The 20,351-nt window shown below is 64.4% G+C and carries 22 protein-coding genes; 8 read left to right on the top strand and 14 right to left on the bottom strand.

What is annotated here, in order from left to right:
• Nucleotides 1-110: 110 nt before the first annotated feature.
• Nucleotides 111-2,126: an FIST N-terminal domain-containing protein gene (locus tag UNPF46_RS07985; protein WP_142249617.1), complete on the bottom strand. Its 2,016-nt coding sequence runs from the start codon at nt 2,124-2,126 to the stop codon at nt 111-113.
• 269 nt (nt 2,127-2,395) lie between these two features.
• Nucleotides 2,396-3,073: a nitroreductase gene (locus UNPF46_RS07980; protein ID WP_142249616.1), complete on the bottom strand. Its 678-nt coding sequence runs from the start codon at nt 3,071-3,073 to the stop codon at nt 2,396-2,398.
• 118 nt (nt 3,074-3,191) lie between these two features.
• On the opposite strand from UNPF46_RS07980, the gene UNPF46_RS07975 reads away from it, so the two are divergent.
• Nucleotides 3,192-4,154, top strand: a complete 963-nt coding sequence (locus tag UNPF46_RS07975; protein WP_142249615.1) for an alpha/beta hydrolase — start codon at nt 3,192-3,194, stop codon at nt 4,152-4,154.
• A 6-nt stretch (nt 4,155-4,160) separates the two neighbouring features.
• Here UNPF46_RS07975 and UNPF46_RS07970 read toward each other — a convergent pair whose 3' ends face one another.
• Nucleotides 4,161-4,625, bottom strand: a complete 465-nt coding sequence (locus UNPF46_RS07970; protein ID WP_142249614.1) for a cupin domain-containing protein — start codon at nt 4,623-4,625, stop codon at nt 4,161-4,163.
• Between the two features lie 201 nt (nt 4,626-4,826).
• Here UNPF46_RS07970 and UNPF46_RS07965 point away from each other — a divergent pair, with 201 nt between their 5' ends.
• Nucleotides 4,827-5,075 (top strand): hypothetical protein, encoded by a 249-nt coding sequence (locus tag UNPF46_RS07965; RefSeq protein WP_100175730.1) that lies wholly within the window; start codon nt 4,827-4,829, stop codon nt 5,073-5,075.
• Between the two features lie 137 nt (nt 5,076-5,212).
• Here the strand turns inward: UNPF46_RS07965 and UNPF46_RS07960 are convergent, their stop codons facing one another.
• Nucleotides 5,213-6,088 (bottom strand): MBL fold metallo-hydrolase, encoded by an 876-nt coding sequence (locus tag UNPF46_RS07960; RefSeq protein ID WP_142249613.1) that lies wholly within the window; start codon nt 6,086-6,088, stop codon nt 5,213-5,215.
• 145 nt (nt 6,089-6,233) lie between these two features.
• On the opposite strand from UNPF46_RS07960, the gene UNPF46_RS07955 reads away from it, so the two are divergent.
• Nucleotides 6,234-7,217: a glycerophosphodiester phosphodiesterase family protein gene (locus UNPF46_RS07955; RefSeq protein WP_100175732.1), complete on the top strand. Its 984-nt coding sequence runs from the start codon at nt 6,234-6,236 to the stop codon at nt 7,215-7,217.
• On the opposite strand, the gene UNPF46_RS07950 is transcribed toward UNPF46_RS07955, so the two are convergent.
• The 8 genes from UNPF46_RS07950 to UNPF46_RS07915 all read right to left on the bottom strand — a co-directional run bounded on the left by UNPF46_RS07950 (nt 7,214) and on the right by UNPF46_RS07915 (nt 16,000).
• On the bottom strand, nt 7,214-8,836 hold the full coding sequence (locus UNPF46_RS07950) for an ABC-F family ATP-binding cassette domain-containing protein (protein ID WP_142249612.1): 1,623 nt from the start codon (nt 8,834-8,836) through the stop codon (nt 7,214-7,216). The two genes, UNPF46_RS07955 and UNPF46_RS07950, sit on opposite strands and share 4 nt — an antisense overlap.
• Before the next feature lie 417 nt (nt 8,837-9,253).
• Nucleotides 9,254-10,996 carry a S1 family peptidase gene (locus tag UNPF46_RS07945; RefSeq protein ID WP_142249611.1) on the bottom strand — a complete coding sequence of 581 codons (1,743 nt, stop codon included), beginning with the start codon at nt 10,994-10,996 and terminating at the stop codon, nt 9,254-9,256.
• A gap of 304 nt (nt 10,997-11,300) precedes the next feature.
• Nucleotides 11,301-12,005 carry a hypothetical protein gene (locus UNPF46_RS07940; RefSeq protein WP_100175735.1) on the bottom strand — a complete coding sequence of 235 codons (705 nt, stop codon included), beginning with the start codon at nt 12,003-12,005 and terminating at the stop codon, nt 11,301-11,303.
• Nucleotides 12,006-12,286: 281 nt separating this feature from the next.
• The gene (locus tag UNPF46_RS07935; protein ID WP_007609497.1) at nt 12,287-12,436 is read right to left on the bottom strand and encodes a hypothetical protein; all 150 of its coding nucleotides are present in this window, start codon (nt 12,434-12,436) and stop codon (nt 12,287-12,289) included.
• A gap of 71 nt (nt 12,437-12,507) precedes the next feature.
• Nucleotides 12,508-13,329, bottom strand: coding sequence for a tetratricopeptide repeat protein (locus UNPF46_RS07930; RefSeq protein WP_142249628.1), 822 nt, complete (start codon nt 13,327-13,329; stop codon nt 12,508-12,510).
• 32 nt (nt 13,330-13,361) lie between these two features.
• Nucleotides 13,362-14,045, bottom strand: coding sequence for a substrate-binding domain-containing protein (locus UNPF46_RS07925; RefSeq protein ID WP_142249610.1), 684 nt, complete (start codon nt 14,043-14,045; stop codon nt 13,362-13,364).
• 18 nt (nt 14,046-14,063) lie between these two features.
• Nucleotides 14,064-14,765, bottom strand: coding sequence for a GrlR family regulatory protein (locus tag UNPF46_RS07920; protein ID WP_142249609.1), 702 nt, complete (start codon nt 14,763-14,765; stop codon nt 14,064-14,066).
• A gap of 200 nt (nt 14,766-14,965) precedes the next feature.
• Nucleotides 14,966-16,000 (bottom strand): glutamine synthetase beta-grasp domain-containing protein, encoded by a 1,035-nt coding sequence (locus tag UNPF46_RS07915; RefSeq protein ID WP_100175738.1) that lies wholly within the window; start codon nt 15,998-16,000, stop codon nt 14,966-14,968.
• A 534-nt stretch (nt 16,001-16,534) separates the two neighbouring features.
• Here UNPF46_RS07915 and UNPF46_RS07905 point away from each other — a divergent pair.
• Nucleotides 16,535-16,738 (top strand): DUF2735 domain-containing protein, encoded by a 204-nt coding sequence (locus tag UNPF46_RS07905; protein ID WP_142249608.1) that lies wholly within the window; start codon nt 16,535-16,537, stop codon nt 16,736-16,738.
• 110 nt (nt 16,739-16,848) lie between these two features.
• On the opposite strand, the gene UNPF46_RS07900 is transcribed toward UNPF46_RS07905, so the two are convergent.
• Complete coding sequence (locus tag UNPF46_RS07900; protein WP_142249607.1) at nt 16,849-17,175, bottom strand: MliC family protein; 327 nt, start codon at nt 17,173-17,175, stop codon at nt 16,849-16,851.
• 71 nt (nt 17,176-17,246) lie between these two features.
• Here UNPF46_RS07900 and UNPF46_RS07895 point away from each other — a divergent pair, with 71 nt between their 5' ends.
• Both UNPF46_RS07895 and UNPF46_RS07890 read left to right on the top strand, forming a co-directional pair.
• Complete coding sequence (locus UNPF46_RS07895; RefSeq protein ID WP_142249606.1) at nt 17,247-18,005, top strand: tyrosine-protein phosphatase; 759 nt, start codon at nt 17,247-17,249, stop codon at nt 18,003-18,005.
• Nucleotides 18,006-18,028: 23 nt separating this feature from the next.
• On the top strand, nt 18,029-18,709 hold the full coding sequence (locus UNPF46_RS07890; RefSeq protein WP_142249605.1) for an SDR family oxidoreductase: 681 nt from the start codon (nt 18,029-18,031) through the stop codon (nt 18,707-18,709).
• Here the strand turns inward: UNPF46_RS07890 and UNPF46_RS07885 are convergent, their stop codons facing one another.
• Nucleotides 18,710-19,057, bottom strand: coding sequence for a GrlR family regulatory protein (locus UNPF46_RS07885; RefSeq protein WP_100175743.1), 348 nt, complete (start codon nt 19,055-19,057; stop codon nt 18,710-18,712).
• Nucleotides 19,058-19,182: 125 nt separating this feature from the next.
• Between UNPF46_RS07885 and UNPF46_RS07880 the strand changes: the two genes are divergently transcribed.
• Together UNPF46_RS07880 and UNPF46_RS07875 are read left to right on the top strand one after the other, a co-directional pair.
• Entirely contained in the window at nt 19,183-19,869 is a 687-nt protein-coding gene (locus UNPF46_RS07880; protein WP_142249604.1) for a DUF2161 domain-containing phosphodiesterase, read from the top strand.
• A 95-nt stretch (nt 19,870-19,964) separates the two neighbouring features.
• Nucleotides 19,965-20,270: a hypothetical protein gene (locus tag UNPF46_RS07875; RefSeq protein ID WP_100175745.1), complete on the top strand. Its 306-nt coding sequence runs from the start codon at nt 19,965-19,967 to the stop codon at nt 20,268-20,270.
• Nucleotides 20,271-20,351: the final 81 nt, after the last annotated feature.

Genomic DNA, 20,351 nt, shown 5'->3' with positions numbered 1-20,351 from the left:
GCGCCAGCAACAAACCTCTCACGAGGCATATTGTTCCTGCTAGCGCGATGAGATTGCAAGAGCCAACTGATGGTCGTCACCGAATTTTGCGCCGGGGCAGATTCTGCGTCCTAGCCGATCCGCTTCAACGTCGCGATGTCGTTCATCGCGCTCGTCAATGCCCCGTTGCGGTCGCGCACGAAGCTTTCGAGGTCCGACAGCACGGTATTGATCATCTGAAGATTCTTGAACATGTCCTCGATCTGGGTCACGATGCTGTTGTAGCCTTCCTGGGTCCGGATCAGCTGGCCCCGGGTATCGTTGATATTGGCACCAAGCGACTCGATCGAGGTTTCCATGCCTCCGATCGATGCATGGGTTTGCGTGAGGCTGCTCCTGGTGTCCTGCGCGAGCTTCTTCACCTCGGTCGCCACCACCGAGAAGCCGCGTCCCGCTTCGCCGGCGCGCGCCGACTCGATCGTCGCGTTGAGCGCGAGCAGGTTGGTCTGGCCCGCGATCGTGTCGATGATCTTGAGGATGTCGCGCAGCCCGTTCATGGCCTGAGCGAGGCCGGCGAATTCCTGCGACAATGCCGTGGTGTCGGTCGCCTTCGCCGCCGATTGCGCGCTCGCCATGATGACCGAACGGATCTCCTCCACGATCGCGTTGATCGACGCGGTCTGCTGCAACGCGCCCTCCACCTTCCCGCTCAGCGTGGCAGTCGCGCTCAGATACTCCGTCAGGCGCTGGACGATGCCGTCCTTGATCTGGTTCAGCAGCACCATGCGGTTGAGATGGGTGCGCGTGAAATACTCGACGAAATGCGCATAGTGGATCGGGAACAGCTCGATGAACGGATCGTTCAACGGCCTTTCACTGACGTCGAAGAACACGATCGCCGTCAGCGTCTGGTTGATGTTGATTCCGAACAGCTCACCGAAGGTCGAAAATCCCGCGACCGGCATCGGCCACATCCCGCCCATGTTGCGGAGCTGGCTCTCGTTGTTGAGGCGGCGCAGGATACAGTCGTTCAGGATCGCGCCGAGCGCCGGCGGCTTGTCGCGCAGGAAGGCTGCGAGGTCGCGCCGCGTCTGGTCGACGAAATCGGTCGCTTCCAGCAGTTCGAGCCTGTCGCCCGAATTGACGTCGCAGAAGAACGAGATGACGCCGGTCTGCGCATCGATGCCGGCGACCGAGCGCACGAACAGGTCGCCGCCGACCTCGATGCCGAAGGAGTGCTTCGTCATCATCGACATCAAATTCGCCGGCGTCGTGTTCAGCGCCTTCGCGACCGCAAACGCCAACGGCTTGATCTCGCCCGCCTCCAGGACGCCCGAGGCGGTGCGCCGATTCGGGTCGGCCCCCATGACGACGAAGGACTTGCCGGTCTTCTTGAAGTTCTGGGTCTTGAAGATGCTGTACGCGCGGCCCGGCGCCAGCTTCATGAAGGCGATGAGGGCATGATTTTCGAGAATCTGCCTGCCGTCGTAGAGATAGGTGTTCTTGAAGTCGAGCTTGCCGCCGGCAGAGCCTCCGACGAAGGCGCACGGAAACTTGCCGCTCCTGTACACGGCCTCCATGAAATAGTTCTCCGAGGCGGAGACGCCGTCCACGAGCGCGAAGGCGATGGTGTCGCGTACGTCGATCACGAAGGGCGTGCGGATCGTTCCGAGCTCCCGGGCGACCGCCTCGATGCGCGCATCATGGGCCTTGGACGGCTCTCCCTTGCGAATGTCCTCGTTGTGGAGGCGAACGCTGTGGATGCTGATCGACTGAAAGAGATCGGCCGGGAAGATCTGCACGACGACCGACGACCAGCTTGCGCCCGTCGACTTGTAGAGCGCTTGGCCCGCCGAGCACAATTCGCCCGCGGTCGACATCGCGATCACCGGCGTCGAACCCGCCAGCCTCTGCAGCGACGACACCACGCGCGCGAAGTCGCAATGCGGCGAGATGAACGCGAGGGCGAGCGGCGCGCGCGCCCCCGCAACGACGAAGTCGCTCTCGGAAATATTCTGCAGCCGGTCATCGCTCTCCAGCACGCGGATCGCGCAAGGCTCGCGGGAGGCCGGCGTCTCGTCAGGAACGTCCGGAACGATCGAGGGCGATGCTTGCTTATGACTTGCCTGAGAAAAGAACGAGAGCATGGCAATATCCTTGTTCGACGCGGGCGACGTCTCAGAGGATTGAACTACGGATTCGAAATTGCCATTCGGTTAGGAACCCCGCCGCATCGCTGCGTTTGTGCGGCGGATCAGCACCGTAGGACTACGGCGCCGCCTGGTCCTACGGGTTCATGATACCGATCACGTCGGCGCGCTTGATCTGGATCAAATTCTTGCATCGCAAGGAATCAGAGCGATGCAAGAGCGCGCTTCCACACGTCCAACGCAGGTCATGGACGCATGTGCCTGCATCAATCGGCGAAGCCGACGAAACGCACGAACTCGTCATTGTGCTCGCGATCCGATCGCACCCCGTTCGCGGCGAAGCCGTCGTCGGGATACCCCATCGCAACGCAGGTCATGATGACTTCGTCTTCTGGAATCTTCGCGACTTCGCGCACGATGTCCGAGCGCATGATGCCCTGCCCGTTGATGACGGAGCCGAGACCGCGATCCCACGCTGCGAGCACGATACCATAGCAGAGCGCACCGAGATCGAAATGACAGACCGCACCGGGATCGAGCACGCGGTCGTAGGTCAACACCAGCGAGACCGGCGCGTCGAACTGGCGGAAGCCGCGCAGCACCCAGTCCTGCCGCATCGGCTTGTCGTCCCGCGCGATCCCCATCGCGCCGAACAGCTTCTTGGCGATGTCGACCTGCCGCGTACGGTGCACGCCCTGGTATTCGCCGTGGCTGACGATGTCGCGCTTGACCTTGGCCCCGCCGATCATCTCTTCCATGTTGCGGCGGCGGACCTCTTCGAGCGGCGTGCCGGTGAGCACGTGGACGTGCCAGGGCTGGGTGTTCATCGACGACGGCGCACGCTTGGCGCTGTCGATGATCGCCTCGATCACCTTGCGCGGCACCGGCTCCTTCTTGAAGCCACGCACGCTGCGGCGCGACTGGACCAGCGTTTCGAATTCCACCTCAAGAACCTCCCTGCCCGTTCATCCGCCGGCGCAACGACACGACGCCGGTTGCCGATGCGGCGCGCAAAATCTATGCTAACCCGCAAGCAAGACCAAGAACCCTGGAGGACCTGCCATGGCCGCGCCACTCGATCCCGTCATCGCCCAGATCATTCCGCTCATGCCGATGCGCGATCCCACGGTGATGACGCCACAGAGCGCCCGCGATTCCTTGCGCGCACTGGCTGCCGCGCGCGCCGCCATCCCGCCGCCGCCCGTCGACAGCGTCGCCGACATCAACGTGAAAGGCGGCGCCGGCCCGCTTCCTGCGCGCGTCTATCGGATCGGCACGACACCCGCCCCGACCGTGGTGTTCTTCCATGGCGGCGGCTGGGTTGCGGGCGACCTCGAGACTCACGACAGACAGGCGCGCAATCTCGCGATCGAGACCGGTGCCGTCGTCGTCTCCGTCGATTATCGCCGGCCGCCCGAGACGCGCTTTCCCGGCGCCTTCGAGGACGCGTTCGCAGCGGTGAGCGACGTATTCACCCGTGTCGCGGAATTTGGCGGCGATGCAAGACGCCTCGGCGTTGCCGGCGACAGCGCCGGCGGCAATCTCGCCGCGACCACAGCGATCGCCTGCCGCGATGCCGGCATCAAGCTTGCCGCTCAATTGCTGGTCTATCCCGTCACCGACGTCCTCGGCGCTTACGCCGATGCGCGCGAGAACGCGCGCTATCCCTCGCGTAACGAGAATGCCGACGGCTACTTCCTGACACGCGCCACGATGGAATGGTTCTGCGGCCATTATCTCGCCGATCCCGGCCATGCCTTGGACTGGCGCGTCTCGCCGCTACGGGCTGCCTCGCTGGCAGGCCTTGCACCGGCGATCGTGACCACCGCCTGGTTCGATCCCCTGCGCGACGAGGGCGCGGCCTACGCACGGGCGCTGGAGGAGGCCGGCGTGCGGGTCAAGCACCATGAGGGCCCCGGGCTGATCCACGGCTATTTCGGCATGGGCGACGCCTCGGACGTCGCGCGCGCGGAGGCGCAGCGGGCGCGGGCCGATTTCAGGGCCCTGCTGATGCGAGGCGCTTGAGGACGATCAGGCGCTCCGCGCCAGTTGCGCGCCTGTGTGCCCCCAGGTTTTGTCCCAATCCTGGCCGGCGGCGTCGACGACGCGGCCGTCGGCTTCAAAGAACTTGTTCGGCACCTGGAAGATCGCCAGGATCAGCGCCCCGTCAGGACACCAGGCGGCGTGCCGACTGCCCGCCTCGCGCCAGATGAACTCGCCGGCCTTGCAGGCGATCCCCTTGGCCGGCCCCTCCTTGTCGACCAGCGCGCCCTCGATGACCCAGCTCTGCTCGATGCCGACATGCTCGTGGTCGGGGAGCACCGATCCCGGCGCAAACCGCATCAGGGCGGTCATCAGACCCGTGCGGCGATCGAACAGCAGCGTCTTGGCCTCGCACCCCGGAAAGCGCGTGGTCTGCCATTCCATGTCTTGAGGCCGGACCAGGTGAGAATGCTGATCGGCGGCTTCCGGGTGCTTCGGGGTTACGGCGTCCATGACGATGCTCCGTCCAGCTAAGCTGGCCAAGCCTAGCAGGGTTGCCCGCCGGGGTCAGCGAGCAGTGCAACAGACCGCGGGAGGGCCGAACGTCCGCCGCAAAAAACGCCGCGCGGTCGGGCCCAACGGCCTCATCCAGCTTGATTGCGCCACGATTCCCGGCTCCAATCTCTCCGCCCTTTCTGGTTTACGGAGACACCCATGATGAAGCGGATTTTCCTGGCTGCGATCGTTGCCACCTTTGCTGCAGGTTCGGCCTTCGCGGAGGACACCTGCGAGAGCAAGGCGGTCGGCAAGGACGGCAAGCCGCTGGCCGGCGCAGCCAAAACCTCGTTCCTGAAGAAGTGCAAGGCCGATGCCTGCACCCCCAAAGCCGTCAGCGCCGATGGCAAGCCGCTCGCCGGCGCTGCCAAGAACAGCTTCATGAAGAAGTGCGAAGTCGGCGCCTGATTGCAGCGAGTTCGTTGCAGCTTGGCGATCATCGTTCCGCGAATGCGTCATGCCCGGGCTCGTCCCGGGCATCCACGTTCTTGGTACCGCGCGAAAGATCGTGGATGCCGGGACAAGCCCGGCCATAACGGTGAGATTCACTCCCGTTTGAACCGATAGTCGAACGCCCCCTCCCACGGCCGGATCCTTCCCGCCGTCGGCGCCGGAAAGTGGATCGGCAGGATCAGCGTGTCCGTGTCTGCCACCGACGCAAAGAACTTCCGTCGCGACACCGCCGACTGCTTCGGATCCCAGTCCGGCCGCGCCGACCAGTCGGGCTCGCGGCACTGGATCTGGTGATGCATGAGATCACCCGCGACCACCGCGCGCTGGCCCTTCGAGAAAATGTTCACGCAGCAATGGCAGGGCGAATGCCCCGGCGTCGGCGTCAGCGTCACCGTGTCGTCGAGCGCGTAATCGTCGTCCACGAGCAGCGCCTGCCCCGCCTCGACGATTGGCAGGCAATTGTCGCGAAACACGGTGCCCGGCGGGTTGTTGCCCTTGGCGTGCTCGGCCTCCCAGGCCGCGTACTCGCCCTTGTGGAAGACGTATTTTGCGTTGGGGAAGGTCGGCACCCAGCGGCCGTCGCGCAGGGTCGTATTCCAGCCGGTGTGGTCGATATGCAGATGGGTGCAGAACACGTAGTCGATCTGCTCGAAAGAGATTCCGAGCGCGAACAATTCGTTGCGCCAGCGCTCCTTGCCAGGAAAGTCGAACGGCGGCGGATGGCCCTTGTCCTCACCGGTGCAGGTATCCACCAGAATGGTGTAACGCGGCGTACGCACCACGAAGGTCTGATAGGTGATCACCATCATGCCGCGCGCGGCGTCGAACACCTCCGGCTCCATCGTCGGCAAATGATGTTTGAAGACCGCCTCGTCATAGGCCGGGAAGAAATCCTGCGGCCGCCGCCACGGCCCTTCCCGCTCGATCACCGCATCGATGGTGATGTCGCCGATCCGGAGTTGCTTCATGGTTTCGCTCCCTTTTTTTTTTGCGAAAGCGTAGCGAACACGATCAGAGCCTTCAAGTCGTTCGACGCATCGACCTCCCAGACCCGAAGCGCCGCAAATCAACCTCAAACGCGGAAGAAGATGATCTCGGAATGAGGAATGGCTGGTGGGCAGGAAACTAAGATTTGGCGCGGCCATCACGATTGCCGTCGCGGCCGGAATCTACATCAACAATACCAGTCTTCTGGCGCCGCATCGGGGCGGCAAGCCGGTGCTGCTGGCCCATCGCGGCATAGCGCAACGCTTCGACGAGCGCGACCTGAAGAACGACACCTGCACCGCCGCGCGGATGTTGCCACCGAGCCACGATTATCTTGAGAACACACTGCGCTCGATGCGCGCCAGCTTCGAGGCCGGCGCCGACATGGTCGAACTCGACGTGCACCCGACCACCGACGGCGAGTTCGCCGTGTTCCACGACTGGACGGTCGACTGCCGCACCGATGGCCATGGCGTCACCCGCGAGCAGAGCATGGCGAAGCTGAAAACGCTAGACATCGGTTACGGCTACACCGCCGACGGCGGGAAGACGTTCCCGTTTCGCGGCAAGGCCGTCGGAATGATGCCGACGTTGCCCGAAGTGCTCGCCGCTTTCCCGGACAGGCAACTCCTCGTCAACGTGAAGAGTCGCGACGCGGGCGAAGGACAGAAGCTCGCCGCCGTGCTGAACGCACTGCCGGCCGCGCGGCGCCATGCCATCATGGTCTATGGCGGCGACGAGCCGGTCGACATGGTCCGTCGCCTCACCCCTGACGTCCGCACGATCTCGCGCGCGGCCATCCGAAGCTGCCTGATCGGCTATATCGGCTATGGCTGGACCGGTCTGGTCCCGGCCGCCTGCAACAACGCGATGGTGCTGGTGCCGATCAACGTCGCCCCCTGGCTATGGGGCTGGCCCGACCGCTTCCTCAATCGGATGGCCGACGCCAACAGCGCGGTTTTCGTGCTTGGTCCCTACAGCGGCGGTGAATTCTCCACCGGCATTGATACGCCCGAATTGCTCGCGCGGTTGCCGCAAGGGTATTCCGGCGGAATCTGGACCAACGAGATCGAGGCCATCGCCGAGATCGCGGGCAAGGGCAAAGACTAGCTCCGCAGCCCGGGCGCTTCCTGCCCCGTGCGCGCGACATATTCCGTGTAGCCGCCGCCGAACTGGTGGATACCTTCCGGCGTCAGCTCCAGCACGCGGTTGGAGAGCGTCGCCAGGAAATGCCGGTCGTGCGAGACGAACAGCATGGTGCCCTCGAAATCCGACAGCGCCGTGATCAGCATTTCCTTGGTGGCGAGATCGAGATGGTTGGTCGGCTCGTCCAGCACCAAAAAATTCGGCGGGTCGAACAGCATCTTGGCCATCACGAGGCGAGCCTTTTCGCCGCCCGACAGTACGCGGCAGCGCTTCTCGACGTCGTCGCCGGAGAAGCCGAAGCAGCCGGCGAGCGCGCGCAAGGAGCCCTGCCCCGCCGTGGGAAAGGCGTATTCGAGCGACTCGAACACCGTCTGCTCGCCGTCGAGCAAATCCATCGCGTGCTGGGCGAAATAGCCCATCTTGACGCTGCCCCCGAGCGCCACCGTGCCCTCGTCGGGCTCGCTTGCGCCTGCGACCAGCTTGAGCAGCGTCGATTTGCCGGCGCCGTTGACGCCCATCACGCACCAACGCTCGCGCCGGCGGATCATGAAATCGAGGCCGTCGTAGATGCGCTTTGAGCCATAGCCCTTGTGCACGCTCTTGAGCGCGACGACGTCCTCGCCCGAACGCGGCGCGGGCGGGAAGTCGAATGCGATGCTCTGGCGGCGGCGCGGCGGCTCGACCCGCTCGATCTTGTCGAGCTTCTTCACCCGGCTCTGCACCTGGGCGGCATGCGAGGCGCGCGCCTTGAAGCGCTCGATGAACTTGATCTCCTTGGCGAGCATCGCCTGCTGGCGCTCGAACTGCGCCTGCTGCTGCTTCTCGTTCTGCGCGCGCTGCTGCTCGTAGAACTCGTAATCGCCGCTGTAGGTCGTCAGCGCGCCGCTATCGATCTCGATCACCTTGGAGATGACGCGGTTGATGAACTCGCGGTCATGCGAGGTCATCAGCAGCGTGCCTTCGTAGTCGTGCAAGAACTTCTCCAGCCAGATCAGGCTTTCGAGATCGAGATGGTTGCTCGGCTCGTCGAGCAGCATCACGTCGGGCCGCATCAGGAGAATGCGCGCCAGCGCCACGCGCATCTTCCAGCCGCCGGAGAGCTTGCCGACGTCGCCGTCCATCATCTCCTGGCTGAAGCCGAGGCCCGACAGCGCCTCCCGCGCCCGGCCGTCCAGTGCGTAGCCGTCGAGCTCCTCGAAGGCATGCTGCACCTCGCCGTAGCGGGCGATGATCTCGTCCATCTGATCGGCCTTGTCGGGGTCGGCCATGTCGGCTTCGAGCTGCCGCAGCTCGGCCGCGACCTCACTGACGGGACCGGCGCCATTCATCACCTCGGCGACGGCGCTGCGGCCAGACATCTCGCCGACATCCTGGTTGAAATAACCGATGGTGATGCCGCGATCGGTCGAGACCTGCCCCTCGTCGGGCAGTTCCTCACCCGCGATCATGCGGAACAGGGTGGTTTTGCCGGCGCCGTTCGGACCGACGAGGCCGATCTTCTCCCCCTTGTTGAGGGCAGCGGAGGCTTCGATGAACAGGATCTGGTGGCCGGCTTGCTTGCTGACGTTGTCGAGGCGGATCATGGGGTCTTTTGAGGGGAATGTTGCGTTGCAGCGTCATTAGGGCATACAGGCCGCGAGGGGAAGCCCGGGTCACGCCGGGATCCAGCCCCAGCGCTGCTAACTCCCCCATCATCCCTCAGCTCAAGGGTTTGAACCTCGACGGCCTTAATGTCGGCTGGCGAGCTACCGGCACGGTAGACCACCCCTCCGCCCGCAAACCCGACGCATGATGGTCGTCAATTCCTCGGAATGCCCGTATCGGCGTTTCCAAGCCCCTGGACCGCAGCGTTTGCGGCCGGCGTGTGTAAGTCGGTCGGGACCCGCCGCCGTCCTGACCAGAAGGCGCCACGCCCCCTTCATTGTCAGCACAGGTCCCAGGCGCGATCTATCGGCTTGAGCGAGGCCTCAACGCGCAGACCGCGCCCCGATCGCAGCGCCTCAGTTGTTGGATTGCTTTGCCGGAAGAGCCTGGCTGTCTTGCGTTCCGCGCGTTCGCTGGTTGATGATGTCCATAACCGCGCGTGGGATGGGCACCGAATAGGCGAACTTGCCGCGATCCCCTTTCCAGACGCCGGAGTGAGCAACCCCGATGACTTTTCCACTCTTCAGATCGATCAGAGGACCGCCGCCCGCGCCGCTGGTCGTGCTGATGTCGGTCGTGAGGACCGTCGTGTCTCCGGCCGGATATATCCACATGGAAGAACCTACTGCGAGGACCCGCCCGGGCATCAGCCTCCTCTGTCCATCACTCTCCTTGAGGAGACGCTTGATGAACTCTTCCGGCATACGTGGGTCACGGACAGGATAGCCGATCACATGGACATAGCTCCCGACGACTTCGTTCGGCGCGGGCAGCGCATCGGCAACGCTCAGCGGGGGGTGGAGAACCTGATCATGACCGTGGAGCTCTATCAGCACGAGAGGTGAATCGGCTGCTTCCTTCGGGTAAATGACATCCCCGAGCTCAAGCGATGTGACGCAATTGGCCGCGCTCTGTCCGAGGCAAAGTCTGGGCGACTTCGCGGGCGTCGATGGCTGCGTCTTTGACGTACGAACCGCATTGTGGATGTAGGACGTTGTCATCATGACGCCGGGCGCCACGATGAATCCTGTGCCAGTGGGGTTTCCAGCGGAGTCCAAAATCAACCCAGTGGACTCGGCTGCAGCGCCAATCTCAACAATATGGCGCTTCAGCACACCGGCCCAATTCTCTGGCGGGTTCTTGAGTTTGCCATTGTCGAGCAGAATAGCGGGCCGCGCGATGGCAAGGGCCGCCATGCGCTTCTCTTCCTCCGGCAGGCCCTGCAATTCCGAGCTCAACATGGCGTAGCGAACCCGTGCCTCCTGCGCCTCGATCAATTCGTCTTGGGTCCGCTTTCTTTCAGGAAGAAGCTCCAGCAGATCGGCGCGAAGGCGATAGATTCCCGGCAAGACATGGTTGTCCTCATAATGCGAACGCAGTGTTGCCGCGTGCTTGCGGACGACCTGGAGGCCCTTTTCGTCCAGCCCATCCGGCGTCGAGGCGGCGTCCTCGAGGGCGTAGAGGTCGGTCAGGGCGGCAGCGAAGTCGCAGAACTGGGTGCGGGGAATGGCCGCGAATTTTGCATCGCTGCTCGCCGCTCGCGCCCACGAAATCGAACAGGCGATATAGGCGGCTTCTTCCTGAGCAGACGCTCGGCTGGGTACAAGAAATTTCGTGAGAGCGGGGGCGCCGCCAGCGGGTCTCGGCGCTTGCGGCCATTCGACTGCCGCAAGAAACGACCCCGGACGCTGAGTCACGCGGCCGCTTACTTCATTTGGCTCGAGAAAGCCACGCCGAACCGCTGTCAGGATCTGACGCACATTGATGTTCTGAACGGTGATGTCGACACCAGCCAGCGCCTCGGGTGGCAGGTTTAACGCGGGCATTCCCGGAATCACATAGGTCGGGTCGCTCGGAGTGTCGCCGCTGCGGCGGGACTGATAGTCGATCACCTGCTGCGAAAGGATCGTCTGGGCCGCGACGATCCGCTGAGAAAACGCCTGGCTCGCACCATCATCCTTCCCGGACTCGGACACGACATCGAAGGTGCCGATATAGACCCGTGTGTCGAGCCACACGGTCCAGAGTTCGCGCGCAGCAACTCCGACGATTCCCAGAAGCAGCGCGCTATACACGACCTTGAGAAGTAAGCTCACCATAGGCTCATCTTCTCCTTGTTTCCAAGATTGACCTGCTACGGCCCAAGGGGGACGTTAGCAGACGATTGGCCTCGGAGCGAAGATCGTTGTTGCAGATCGCTTCCGGGAAGGCGGTCATGACGCCTCCTACCCGTAGCGCCGACGCGCTGCAGGCGCTCCGTCCGTACCTGTCGTGAGAAGGAAGCACCGCCAAACGTCGAAGGGTGCCATCGTGGAATGGCCGGTTCTGGCCCTAGACCAGCATCCGGATGCACGCCATCAACGTCGTCTCGCGACAGCAGGCGCGACGAAATTATCAGCTGCCTCACGCCCTTCGCATCAGCCTGAGCGACGCCGCCAGCCGCAGGCTGCGCTTGCCGGCGAGCGCGATGCCTTCGAGCTCGCCGCTGTCTTCCGTGCATGTCCCGGAGAACCCGATCCCGACCTCGTAGCCGCCGAACACGGGGTTTTCGCCCTTCGCGGGCGTGTGCTCCTGGTTCAGCATCTCGCCCTTCCAGCGGCCGTCCGCCGAGGAATAGGAGCCGAGATAATAGAAGAAGGCATCGCCCCCGAGGATGCGGCCGTCGATCAAGAGCACCACGCCGGAGAGGCCGGCATCGACGCCGTCGAGCGCGCGCAGGCTCATCCCGTAGAGCCCGTTGGCGATGCCGCCCTGCCCGATCGTGCCGCGCAGTGGCAGCGCGCCGTCATCGAGCCTTGTGAGATTGGCCCAGAAATTGGCGCCCGGCATGGTGTCCGCGCCGCCCTGAAGACGGATCTGGTCGCCGATCAGCCGTCCTCGCGCACCGATCCTGGCGACGTCGGCGCCCATCAGCGGCTTGTAGCTGGGATCGAGGTTGTGCCGCTCGGTGATCACCTCGGCGACGATCTCGCCGTCACGCTCGGCATAGGTGCCGAGATGCGCGAAGCCCGAATTGCCGCCCAGCATCTTGCCGTCATGCAGGCACATGATGCTGCGCCCGAACGCATCGTTGACGCCGTATTCAACCTTGTAGAGTCCGTCCAGCAACGCAATGAGCCCGCAAAATCGGAAAAGAACCGCCGGCTACCTAGCATTGCCGCCACATCGCGACCATCCGCTTTTTCCGCGCAGGGCCGTTGCGCGCTCTCCGGCGACGAGGGCCTCGCGTTCCTGTTTTGCCCGACGAGGCAAGACATTTCGCCAGATAACGCGCGGGTTCGATCGACAGGCGATTTCAGCGACCAAGCGATTTCAAGCACTTGGCTACTGTGCATGGGGTTGTTTTCGCACTTTTTGCCTGGCCGGTCGCGAACGGCCCTGCTCACGCGTCAGTGACGCTTGAAATACTGCACCTCGCGCTCGTGCTTCTCGGCCGCCGCACGGCTCTTGAAGGTCCCGAGGTTGCGACGCTTGCCGGTCTTGGGGTTCACCTTGCGTGAATAGAGGCGGTATTCGCCCGAGGCCAGTTTACGGATCATGATTGCGCTCCGCTGTGATCGGGCATCAACGGCCCACGCGCGAGCCGGGTTCCGTCATGTCCCGGCTCCGTTCAGAAGCACAGCGTGGTGACGAGCTTGCCTTGCTTGTCCTTGATCGCGTAAGGGCAGCGCAGCCGCTCCAGCGCCTTTTTGGCGTCCTCATCGCCGAGCGCGGCGGCGCGCTCGTAATAGGCTTTCGCGGCGTCCTTGTCCTTCGGCCCGCCGCGGCCCTCCTGCGCGAAGGCCCCCATCCGCTCCAGCGCGCCGGGATGGTTTTGTGCGGCCGCCTTCTCGAACAGCGCACGCGCCGCAACGTCGTCCTTCGCGCCGCCCGTGCCTTCGGACAGCATCAGGCCGAGCTGGTACTGCGCCTCCGGGTTGGTCTCGGCAGCCTTGCCGAGCAGCGCGCGCGCCTGCACAGGATCGGCCGGCGCGGCGCCGCCAGCGCCGCCGAGCGCGGCGAGATTGCTGACGCCGCGGGGGTTGCCGGCCTGCGCCGCCTTCTCGAACAGCTTTCGCGCCTGGGCTTCGTCCTTGGTAACGCCCGAGCCGGTCCCGTAGGCGACGCCGAGCTCGACCATGGCCGCGCTCGATCCCTTGTCGGCCGCTTTGCGCCACGCGGCGATCGCCTCGCTTGTCTGCCGGTTGGCCGCAAAGGCGCGGCCGAGCGCGAACATCGCGCGCCGCGAGGACGGCGCGGCCTGCCTGCAGAACTTGATCGCAGTCGCGACGTCGGAGGATGCGATCTCGCTGACGCCCCGCACGTCAGCCGGCTTGTCGGGATCGCTGGGATCGGCCGCCACACGGTCGCACAGCACGAGATCAGCCGATTGCGCAAGCGCGCCCGAGAGCGCGGCGAGCGCGAGCAGGATGGTAAGCAGACAAATCCGCATGGACACGACGTTGCCTTCCCGCTCCGGCATATCTAGGGCTCCAGTCCCGATTGGCGCAAAGCCGGTGCGACCTCCGGCGATGCCAGATAACGCAGCAGCCGCTCCGCGGCCTCGGCATGTTTTGCATCTGCGATGCAGCCGGCGGAGAACACCGCCGGCGTTTGCAGCTCGTGCGGGATCGGTCCGACCACCCCGATGCCTTCGACCTGCTTCAGCTCGCTGAGCTGCTGCACGGCGAGATCGGCCTCGCCGGTCACAAGCCGCTCGGCCGTAAAGCCCTGCTCGACGACGGTGGCCTTGGCGTTGATCTCGGCTGCGATCCCCATCCGCGCGATCAACTGGGCGAAGTAGACGCCGCTCGCGCCCAGCCGCGAATAGGCGACAGACCGCGCCGCGAGCAGCGTCGTGCGCAGCGCCGCTTCGCTGCCGATGTCGGGATGCCCCTGCCCTGCCCGCACGGCGATGCCGACATAGGACCGCGCCAGATCGGCCGCGCCATCGGCGAGCACACGGCCTTCGCCGATCATGTCGTCGAGCCCCTCGCGGGTGAGGATGACGAGATCGGCAGCCTCGCCGGCACGCAGGCGCTTGAGCAGCGCCAGGGTCGGCGCGAAGTCGGCGTCGACATGGATGCCTGTTTCGGCCTCGAAGGCGGAGGCCAGGCTGCACATCGCGCCCATCAGGCCGAGCGTCGAAAGCATGCGGATCTTTTCCATGGGTCCTTCCCGTCGCGATCAGGCACGGTGCATCAGCTTGAGCGCGGCGGTCAGGCGCAGGCTGCGCTTGCCGGCGAGCGCGGTTGCCTCCAGCACCGCCTGTTCCGCGTCGTAGCTGCCGGAGAAGCCGATGCCGACCTCGTGGCCGCCGAAGATCGGATCGTCCTTGGCCGGCGTATGTTCCTGGTTGAGGATCTGGCCCTTCCAGCGGCCGTTCGTGGCGATGTAGCTGCCGAGATAGTAGAACGCGGCATCGCCGCCGAGGATGCGGCCCCGGTTGAGCAGCATCACGCCGGTGAGACTGCCGTCGAGACCATCGAGCATCCGCAGATGGATGGAGTAGAGTCCGTCGGCGATGCCGCCTTCGCTCATGCCACCGAAGGTCGGCGCCTCGTCTTCCGTGATCGGCGTCATCACCGACTGGAACGGAACGCCCGGCAGCTCCTTCAATTCGCCCTCGAAGCGGAAGAGATCGCCGTCGGCCCAGCCCCTGGCGAGCAAGGTGGCATCGTCGGTGCCCGCCATGGCGCGATAGTTCGGATCGGGATTGTGGCGGACGGTGCTGATCACCACGTCGACGCCGCTATCGGTCTTCTCGTAAGTGCCGATATGGGCGAAGGCCGAATTGCCGCCGAGCATCTTGCCATTGCCGGCATGCATCACGCTGCGGCCGACGGCATCGCCGAGCTGAAATCGAACCTTGTAGAAGCCCTCAAACACCAGCCGCGTCCCCGGCCCCTGCGCGCATCCGCGCGCACTCTATCCCGCTTTCCAGCGCGAAGGACAAGTATCGCGCGGCCAAGGCCCGGCATGACCACAGGAACGGCGTCATCCAGATGCAAAAAATCCGCCGGAGCCTTTCAGCTCCGGCGGATTGAAAGCCAACCCGGGCCAGCCCCCCAGCCCGGGCCGGGAGGATCTTAGGCGACCGCCTTCTTCTCGGTCGGCACGGACGCAATCGTCTTCAGGATCTGCGAAGCGATCTGGTATGGGTCGCCCTGCGAGTTCGGACGGCGGTCTTCCAGATAGCCCTTGTAGCCGTTGTTGACGAAGGAGTGCGGAACGCGGATCGAGGCGCCGCGATCGGCAACGCCGTAGCTGAACTTGTTCCACGGCGCGGTCTCGTGCTTGCCGGTCAGACGCTTGTCGTTGTCCGGGCCGTAGACGGCGATGTGGTCCATCAGGTTCTTGTCGAAGGCGGCCATCAGCGCTTCGAAATACTCCTTGCCGCCGACGGTACGCATGTACTCGGTGGAGAAGTTGGCGTGCATGCCCGAGCCGTTCCAGTCGGTGTCGCCGAGCGGCTTGCAGTGGAACTCGATGTCGATGCCGTACTTCTCGGTCAGGCGCAGCATCAGGTAGCGGGCCATCCACATTTCGTCAGCGGCCTTCTTGGAGCCCTTGCCGAAGATCTGGAATTCCCACTGGCCCTTCGCGACTTCCGCGTTGATGCCTTCGTGGTTGATGCCGGCCGCGAGGCAGAGGTCGAGATGCTCTTCGACGATCTTGCGGGCGACGTCGCCGACGAACTTGTAGCCGACGCCGGTGTAGTACGGGCCCTGCGGCGCGGGATAGCCGTATTCGGGGAATCCGAGCGGACGGCCGTCCTTGTAGAAGAAGTACTCCTGCTCGAAGCCGAACCAGGCGCCGGCGTCGTCGAGGATGGTGGCGCGCTTGTTCGACGGATGCGGGGTCTTGCCATCGGGCATCATGACTTCGCACATCACGAGCACGCCGTTGGTGCGCGCGCCATCCGGGAAGACGGCGACCGGCTTCAGCACGCAATCGGAGCTGTGGCCTTCGGCCTGCTGGGTGGAGGAGCCATCGAAGCCCCAGAGCGGAAGCTGCTCGAGCGTCGGGAACGACGCGAATTCCTTGATCTGAGTTTTGCCGCGCAAGTTCGGAGTCGGCGTATATCCGTCGAGCCAGATGTACTCGAGCTTATACTTGGTCATTGAGCCTCTCTGTAGATGATGCGAAAGGTGGGGTTGAGAGCCCCGCACGTTTGTACCCGGCCATCATCGGCCGGCCCCCTACAAGCATTTTGCGTGCCAAAAGGCCGCAGTGCGGAGGGTTTCCCACCGCTGTTCGGGGGCCTTCCGCCGCGAAGAGTCCGGCCCGGTGGTCTGCGTCAAAGCCGCGCACCTTCACGTGAAGCTGCAGCGCGAAAACCCCGGAAAAATCGCCCGTTTCTGATGCAGACAACGCAGCGCTGGAAGTTGCCGATGAAACACGCATCAACCGCTGGCAATATTCGCAAAGTCTCCCACCCCTACGCAGCAACCTTTGGAATGGCCCAAGCGTTGGTCACCGAGAGCGTGCCTTAGGGGATGCACACCTTCGACTGCCCACAAATTGGGCGGCAACTGATCTCCTTTTCAGCACTTTCCAATTCGGGAGCTGCGGCCGATATGGGGATTCCGGTAACCACAATCGAACGAGTCGGGCGCACCATGGAGGCTAAGGCGCTTCGACCAAGGAGAATCGTAATGATGAACAATGGTCTGAGTCACGGATCGGCAACGATCTATCGGTTTCCGATCGGGGGCCGTGCAGCTCTCGCCGGACGCCGCTATGGCGAGACCCGCCTTCCTGCCGATCACGGCTCGCTTCCCGCGAACGTCTCGATCTGCAGCGAGAGCTGGTATCACCAGGACGCTGTCGACGAGGCCAAGCCGAAATGGGATCGCTGATGCCAGGGCTTGGTTTGACATCGCCGCGCTCGCGCAAGCGCATGGCGACAGTTGAGAAAGGGTCGAAACAACGGTGTTTCGACCCTTTTTGATTCCAGCTGCCCTGCCGGCTAGATTCCGGGCCTTTCGATCACCGCGCAGGTGGTAACCGGCCGCCCCAGGTGCTTCACCGTGGTGAGCCCCGCTCTGGGAATTCTCAGCGTGACCCCGGCCCCCGAATAGCGCGCCCCGGAGACCGACAGCCGCTTGGCGAGCGTGACCGGCTCGCCGTCGATCTGGAGGAAGGCCCGCTTGTCGGCGTCATAAAATCCAACGATGAACTGCGTACCATCGGCGCAGCGATAGGTCCGGAAGTTCTGCGCATCGGCCTGCGTCACACCGAAAATTCCGCCCGACAGCATGGTGATCGCCAAAACAATGGCCTTGTGCCGGTCCATGATCGCCCCCTGTAATAGACCTCAAGGACGCCCGCCGTGCGCCCGCTGGAACCATAACCCAAGCTGATCCCATGCAAGACTCCTCCCTCAAGGACTCCCCTGCCCGCCACCTCGCCTTGCAGGGCGCCAGCAATTTTCGCGATCTCGGCGGCTATCCGACCGCCGATGGCCGCACCACACGTTGGCGGCACATCTTCCGCTCCAACCATCTCGGCCAGCTCACCGCTGCCGACGTCGAGATCGTCCGTGCGCTGGGCATCAGAAGCGCATTCGATTTCCGCGGGATTGAGGAGCGCGCGGCCGGCATCTGCGTCGTAGACGAGATCACGGTGCATCCGCTGCCGATCGAACCGACCGTGGTCGCCGCGCTGCGCGCCGAACTCGCGAAGGGCACGCTGACCGCGGCGGCCGCCCTCGAGCTCATGCGCGAGTCCTATCGTAACTATGTCCGCCACAACACGCACAGCTTTCGCAACCTGTTCGGCCATCTGCTGGAAGACCGCGCACCGCTGGTGATCCATTGCACCGCGGGCAAGGACCGTACCGGCTTTGCCAGCGCGCTGATCCTGCATGCGCTCGGCGTACCCGATGACGTCATCGCCGAGGACTACCTCTTGACCAACCAGCACTACAGGCGCGATGCGACGGCTGCCATCGACCTGCCGGAGGACGTTCGCAACGCCATCGGCAGCGTCGAGGCCTCGTATCTTGCCGCGGCTTTCGAGGCGATCGGCCATGAATACGGCGATCTCGAAACTTATCTTCGCGACGGGCTCAAGCTCGGCGTGCCCGAGCGGGCCGCGCTGAAGGCGCGCTATCTGGAATCGTAGGCCGCAGCGCCGGGAGATCGACAATGCAAGATAGGATCCTGGTCATCACCGGCGCGCTCGGCGCGCTTGGCAAAGTGGTTGCCGAAATCGCGCAGTCGCGCGGCGCACGCGTCGCCGCCATCGACCACGCGCCTTCGCAACTGTCGGCGACGCCCGAGCGCATCGAAATCGGCGGCGTCGATCTGTCCGACGCGGCCCAGGCAAAGACCGCGATCGACGCGGCGGAAAGACATTTCGGCAGACTCGACGCGCTGATCAACATCGCCGGCGGCTTTGCGTTCGAGACGGTCGGCGACGGCGACACCAAGACCTGGCAGCGCATGCACGCGCTCAATGTCCTGACCGCGCTCAACACCTCGCGCGCGGCGCTGCCGCATCTGGCAGCGTCCAGCGCAGGCCGCATCGTCAACATTGGCGCGATGGGCGCGCTCCAGGCCGGCTCCGGCATGGGGCCCTACGCGGCGTCGAAAGCGGGCGTGCATCGCCTCACCGAGGCGCTGGCCAACGAGTGGAAGGGCAAGGTCACGGTGAACGCAGTGCTGCCGTCGATCATCGACACCAGCGCCAACCGCGCCGACATGCCGAAGGCGGACTTCTCCAAATGGGTGACGCCGCAGGAACTCGCCGAGGTCATCCTGTTCCTCGCCAGCGACGCCGCCAGCGGCGTCACCGGCGCGCTGATCCCGGTAGCCGGACGGGTGTAATCAATCCGGCACCAGCAGCCGCAGATTGCCCTTGAAACGGATGCTCTGCTTGCCGGCGAGCGCAATGCCCTCGCCATACGCGGTTTCGTCGGTGTAAGTGCCGCTGAAGCCGATGGTCACGACCTTGCGGCCCCACACCGGGCGCTCGTCGAATGAGGGCGAATGCTCCTCGTTGGTCAGCTCGCCCTTCCACTTCCCGTTGGCCGAGGTGTAGGTGCCGTAGGCGAAGAAGAATGAATCGCCGCCCCGCATGGTGCCGTCGCGCAGCACCATCACGCCCTGATTGCCGCCCTGCACGGCATCCAGCATCTCGATGCGGATGTGATAGAGCCCGTTCCTGATCGTCATCTTCGCAATGCGCCCGGCTGTCCGGCTGCAGGATAGCCGCACCGCTCTCTCCCCGGCAAATGGCGCAGAGGCCGAGATGCGATCCGGGCTAGACTGCCGCAACTGATTCTCCGATCGGATACCCCGTGGAAACCGCGCTCTACCTGCCCGTCAAACGCTTCCTCGAAGAGCTCGGCTTCACGGTCAAGGGCGAGATCGGCGGCTGCGATCTCGTGGGCCTCAGCGCCGGCGATCCGCCGGTCGTGGTGATCGGCGAGCTCAAGCTCGCCTTCAATCTCGAGCTGATCCTGCAGGCGGTCGATCGCGCGTCGGCAGCCGACGAGGTCTGGATCGCGGCGAAGATGTCGATCCGGGGCAAAGGACGCGAGAGCGATGCGCGCTATCGCAATCTCTGCCGGCGCCTCGGCTTCGGAATGCTTGGGGTTACCGACCGCGGCCAGGTCGAGGTGCTGGTGAAGCCGCCGACGGCGGCGCCGCGCCGCAAGCCGAAGGTGCGCTCGCGCCTCGTCGCCGAGCATCAGCGCCGCCAAGGCGATCCCGTGCTCGGCGGCAGCACCCGCGCGCCGATCATGACGGCCTATCGGCAGCAGGCGCTGGCCTGCGCCTCGGCGCTTGCTGAGGGACCGCGGCGCGTGCGCGACTTGCGCGAGCGCTGTCCTGATGCCGGCAAGATCTTGCTTAACAATGTGTATGGCTGGTTCGAACGGGCCGACCGGGGAGTCTACGGGCTCACCGAAGCCGGACACGCGGCCCTGAAACGCTGGCCACAGCAGCGGGTGGAGGTCGCTTCCGGGGTTGCGTCGCTACCATGACACCCGACCGGTGCATAGCTGAGATGCCACACCAATTTCATATTGCAATGCAACATTCGCGGCACTAGGTATCCCGGCATCAAAACGAGGCCGTTATGAGCGCAGACTGGAATACCAAATATGGCACGCGGCGCGTCCGCCATGATCCGCCGACCCTGGACGAGGCGATCTTCGCCGCCATTGGCATCACCGACGATCAGGAGCAGCAGGCCGAGATCGCCGCAGCCTTGATGGGGATGCCGCTCGATGTCGTGCAGGCCGAGGTGAAGAAGCAGGCGCGCACCAACAGCCGCATCACTGCGACGCGCGTGATCGCCGGCGAACAGGGCGCGCAGCGCTCCATCGTGGTCGAACGCCGCGTCGTCCGCCGCTTCGGCACCGGCACGCGCACCGGCACCTAGAGCATTTTCGGTTCTGATTGAATCAGAACCGAAGCTCTAGATTCTTGTTTTGACGCGTTTTCTTCACGCGAACCGGTGTCC

Origin of the sequence: Bradyrhizobium sp. UNPF46 (assembly GCF_006658625.1) — a bacterium.
Classification (GTDB): domain Bacteria; phylum Pseudomonadota; class Alphaproteobacteria; order Rhizobiales; family Xanthobacteraceae; genus Bradyrhizobium; species Bradyrhizobium nitroreducens.
This window is presented reverse-complemented; position numbering and strand designations above follow the sequence as displayed.

Coding starts and splice junctions, on each gene's coding strand:
- UNPF46_RS07985 (WP_142249617.1), bottom strand. CDS start 2,126: ATGCTCTCGTTCTTTTCTCAGGCAAGTCATAAGCAAGCATCGCCCTCG.
- UNPF46_RS07975 (WP_142249615.1), top strand. CDS start 3,192: ATGGCCGCGCCACTCGATCCCGTCATCGCCCAGATCATTCCGCTCATG.
- UNPF46_RS07970 (WP_142249614.1), bottom strand. CDS start 4,625: ATGGACGCCGTAACCCCGAAGCACCCGGAAGCCGCCGATCAGCATTCT.
- UNPF46_RS07965 (WP_100175730.1), top strand. CDS start 4,827: ATGATGAAGCGGATTTTCCTGGCTGCGATCGTTGCCACCTTTGCTGCA.
- UNPF46_RS07960 (WP_142249613.1), bottom strand. CDS start 6,088: ATGAAGCAACTCCGGATCGGCGACATCACCATCGATGCGGTGATCGAG.
- UNPF46_RS07950 (WP_142249612.1), bottom strand. CDS start 8,836: ATGATCCGCCTCGACAACGTCAGCAAGCAAGCCGGCCACCAGATCCTG.
- UNPF46_RS07945 (WP_142249611.1), bottom strand. CDS start 10,996: ATGGTGAGCTTACTTCTCAAGGTCGTGTATAGCGCGCTGCTTCTGGGA.
- UNPF46_RS07935 (WP_007609497.1), bottom strand. CDS start 12,436: ATGATCCGTAAACTGGCCTCGGGCGAATACCGCCTCTATTCACGCAAG.
- UNPF46_RS07930 (WP_142249628.1), bottom strand. CDS start 13,329: ATGCGGATTTGTCTGCTTACCATCCTGCTCGCGCTCGCCGCGCTCTCG.
- UNPF46_RS07925 (WP_142249610.1), bottom strand. CDS start 14,045: ATGGAAAAGATCCGCATGCTTTCGACGCTCGGCCTGATGGGCGCGATG.
- UNPF46_RS07915 (WP_100175738.1), bottom strand. CDS start 16,000: ATGACCAAGTATAAGCTCGAGTACATCTGGCTCGACGGATATACGCCG.
- UNPF46_RS07905 (WP_142249608.1), top strand. CDS start 16,535: ATGATGAACAATGGTCTGAGTCACGGATCGGCAACGATCTATCGGTTT.
- UNPF46_RS07900 (WP_142249607.1), bottom strand. CDS start 17,175: ATGGACCGGCACAAGGCCATTGTTTTGGCGATCACCATGCTGTCGGGC.
- UNPF46_RS07895 (WP_142249606.1), top strand. CDS start 17,247: ATGCAAGACTCCTCCCTCAAGGACTCCCCTGCCCGCCACCTCGCCTTG.
- UNPF46_RS07890 (WP_142249605.1), top strand. CDS start 18,029: ATGCAAGATAGGATCCTGGTCATCACCGGCGCGCTCGGCGCGCTTGGC.
- UNPF46_RS07885 (WP_100175743.1), bottom strand. CDS start 19,057: ATGACGATCAGGAACGGGCTCTATCACATCCGCATCGAGATGCTGGAT.
- UNPF46_RS07875 (WP_100175745.1), top strand. CDS start 19,965: ATGAGCGCAGACTGGAATACCAAATATGGCACGCGGCGCGTCCGCCAT.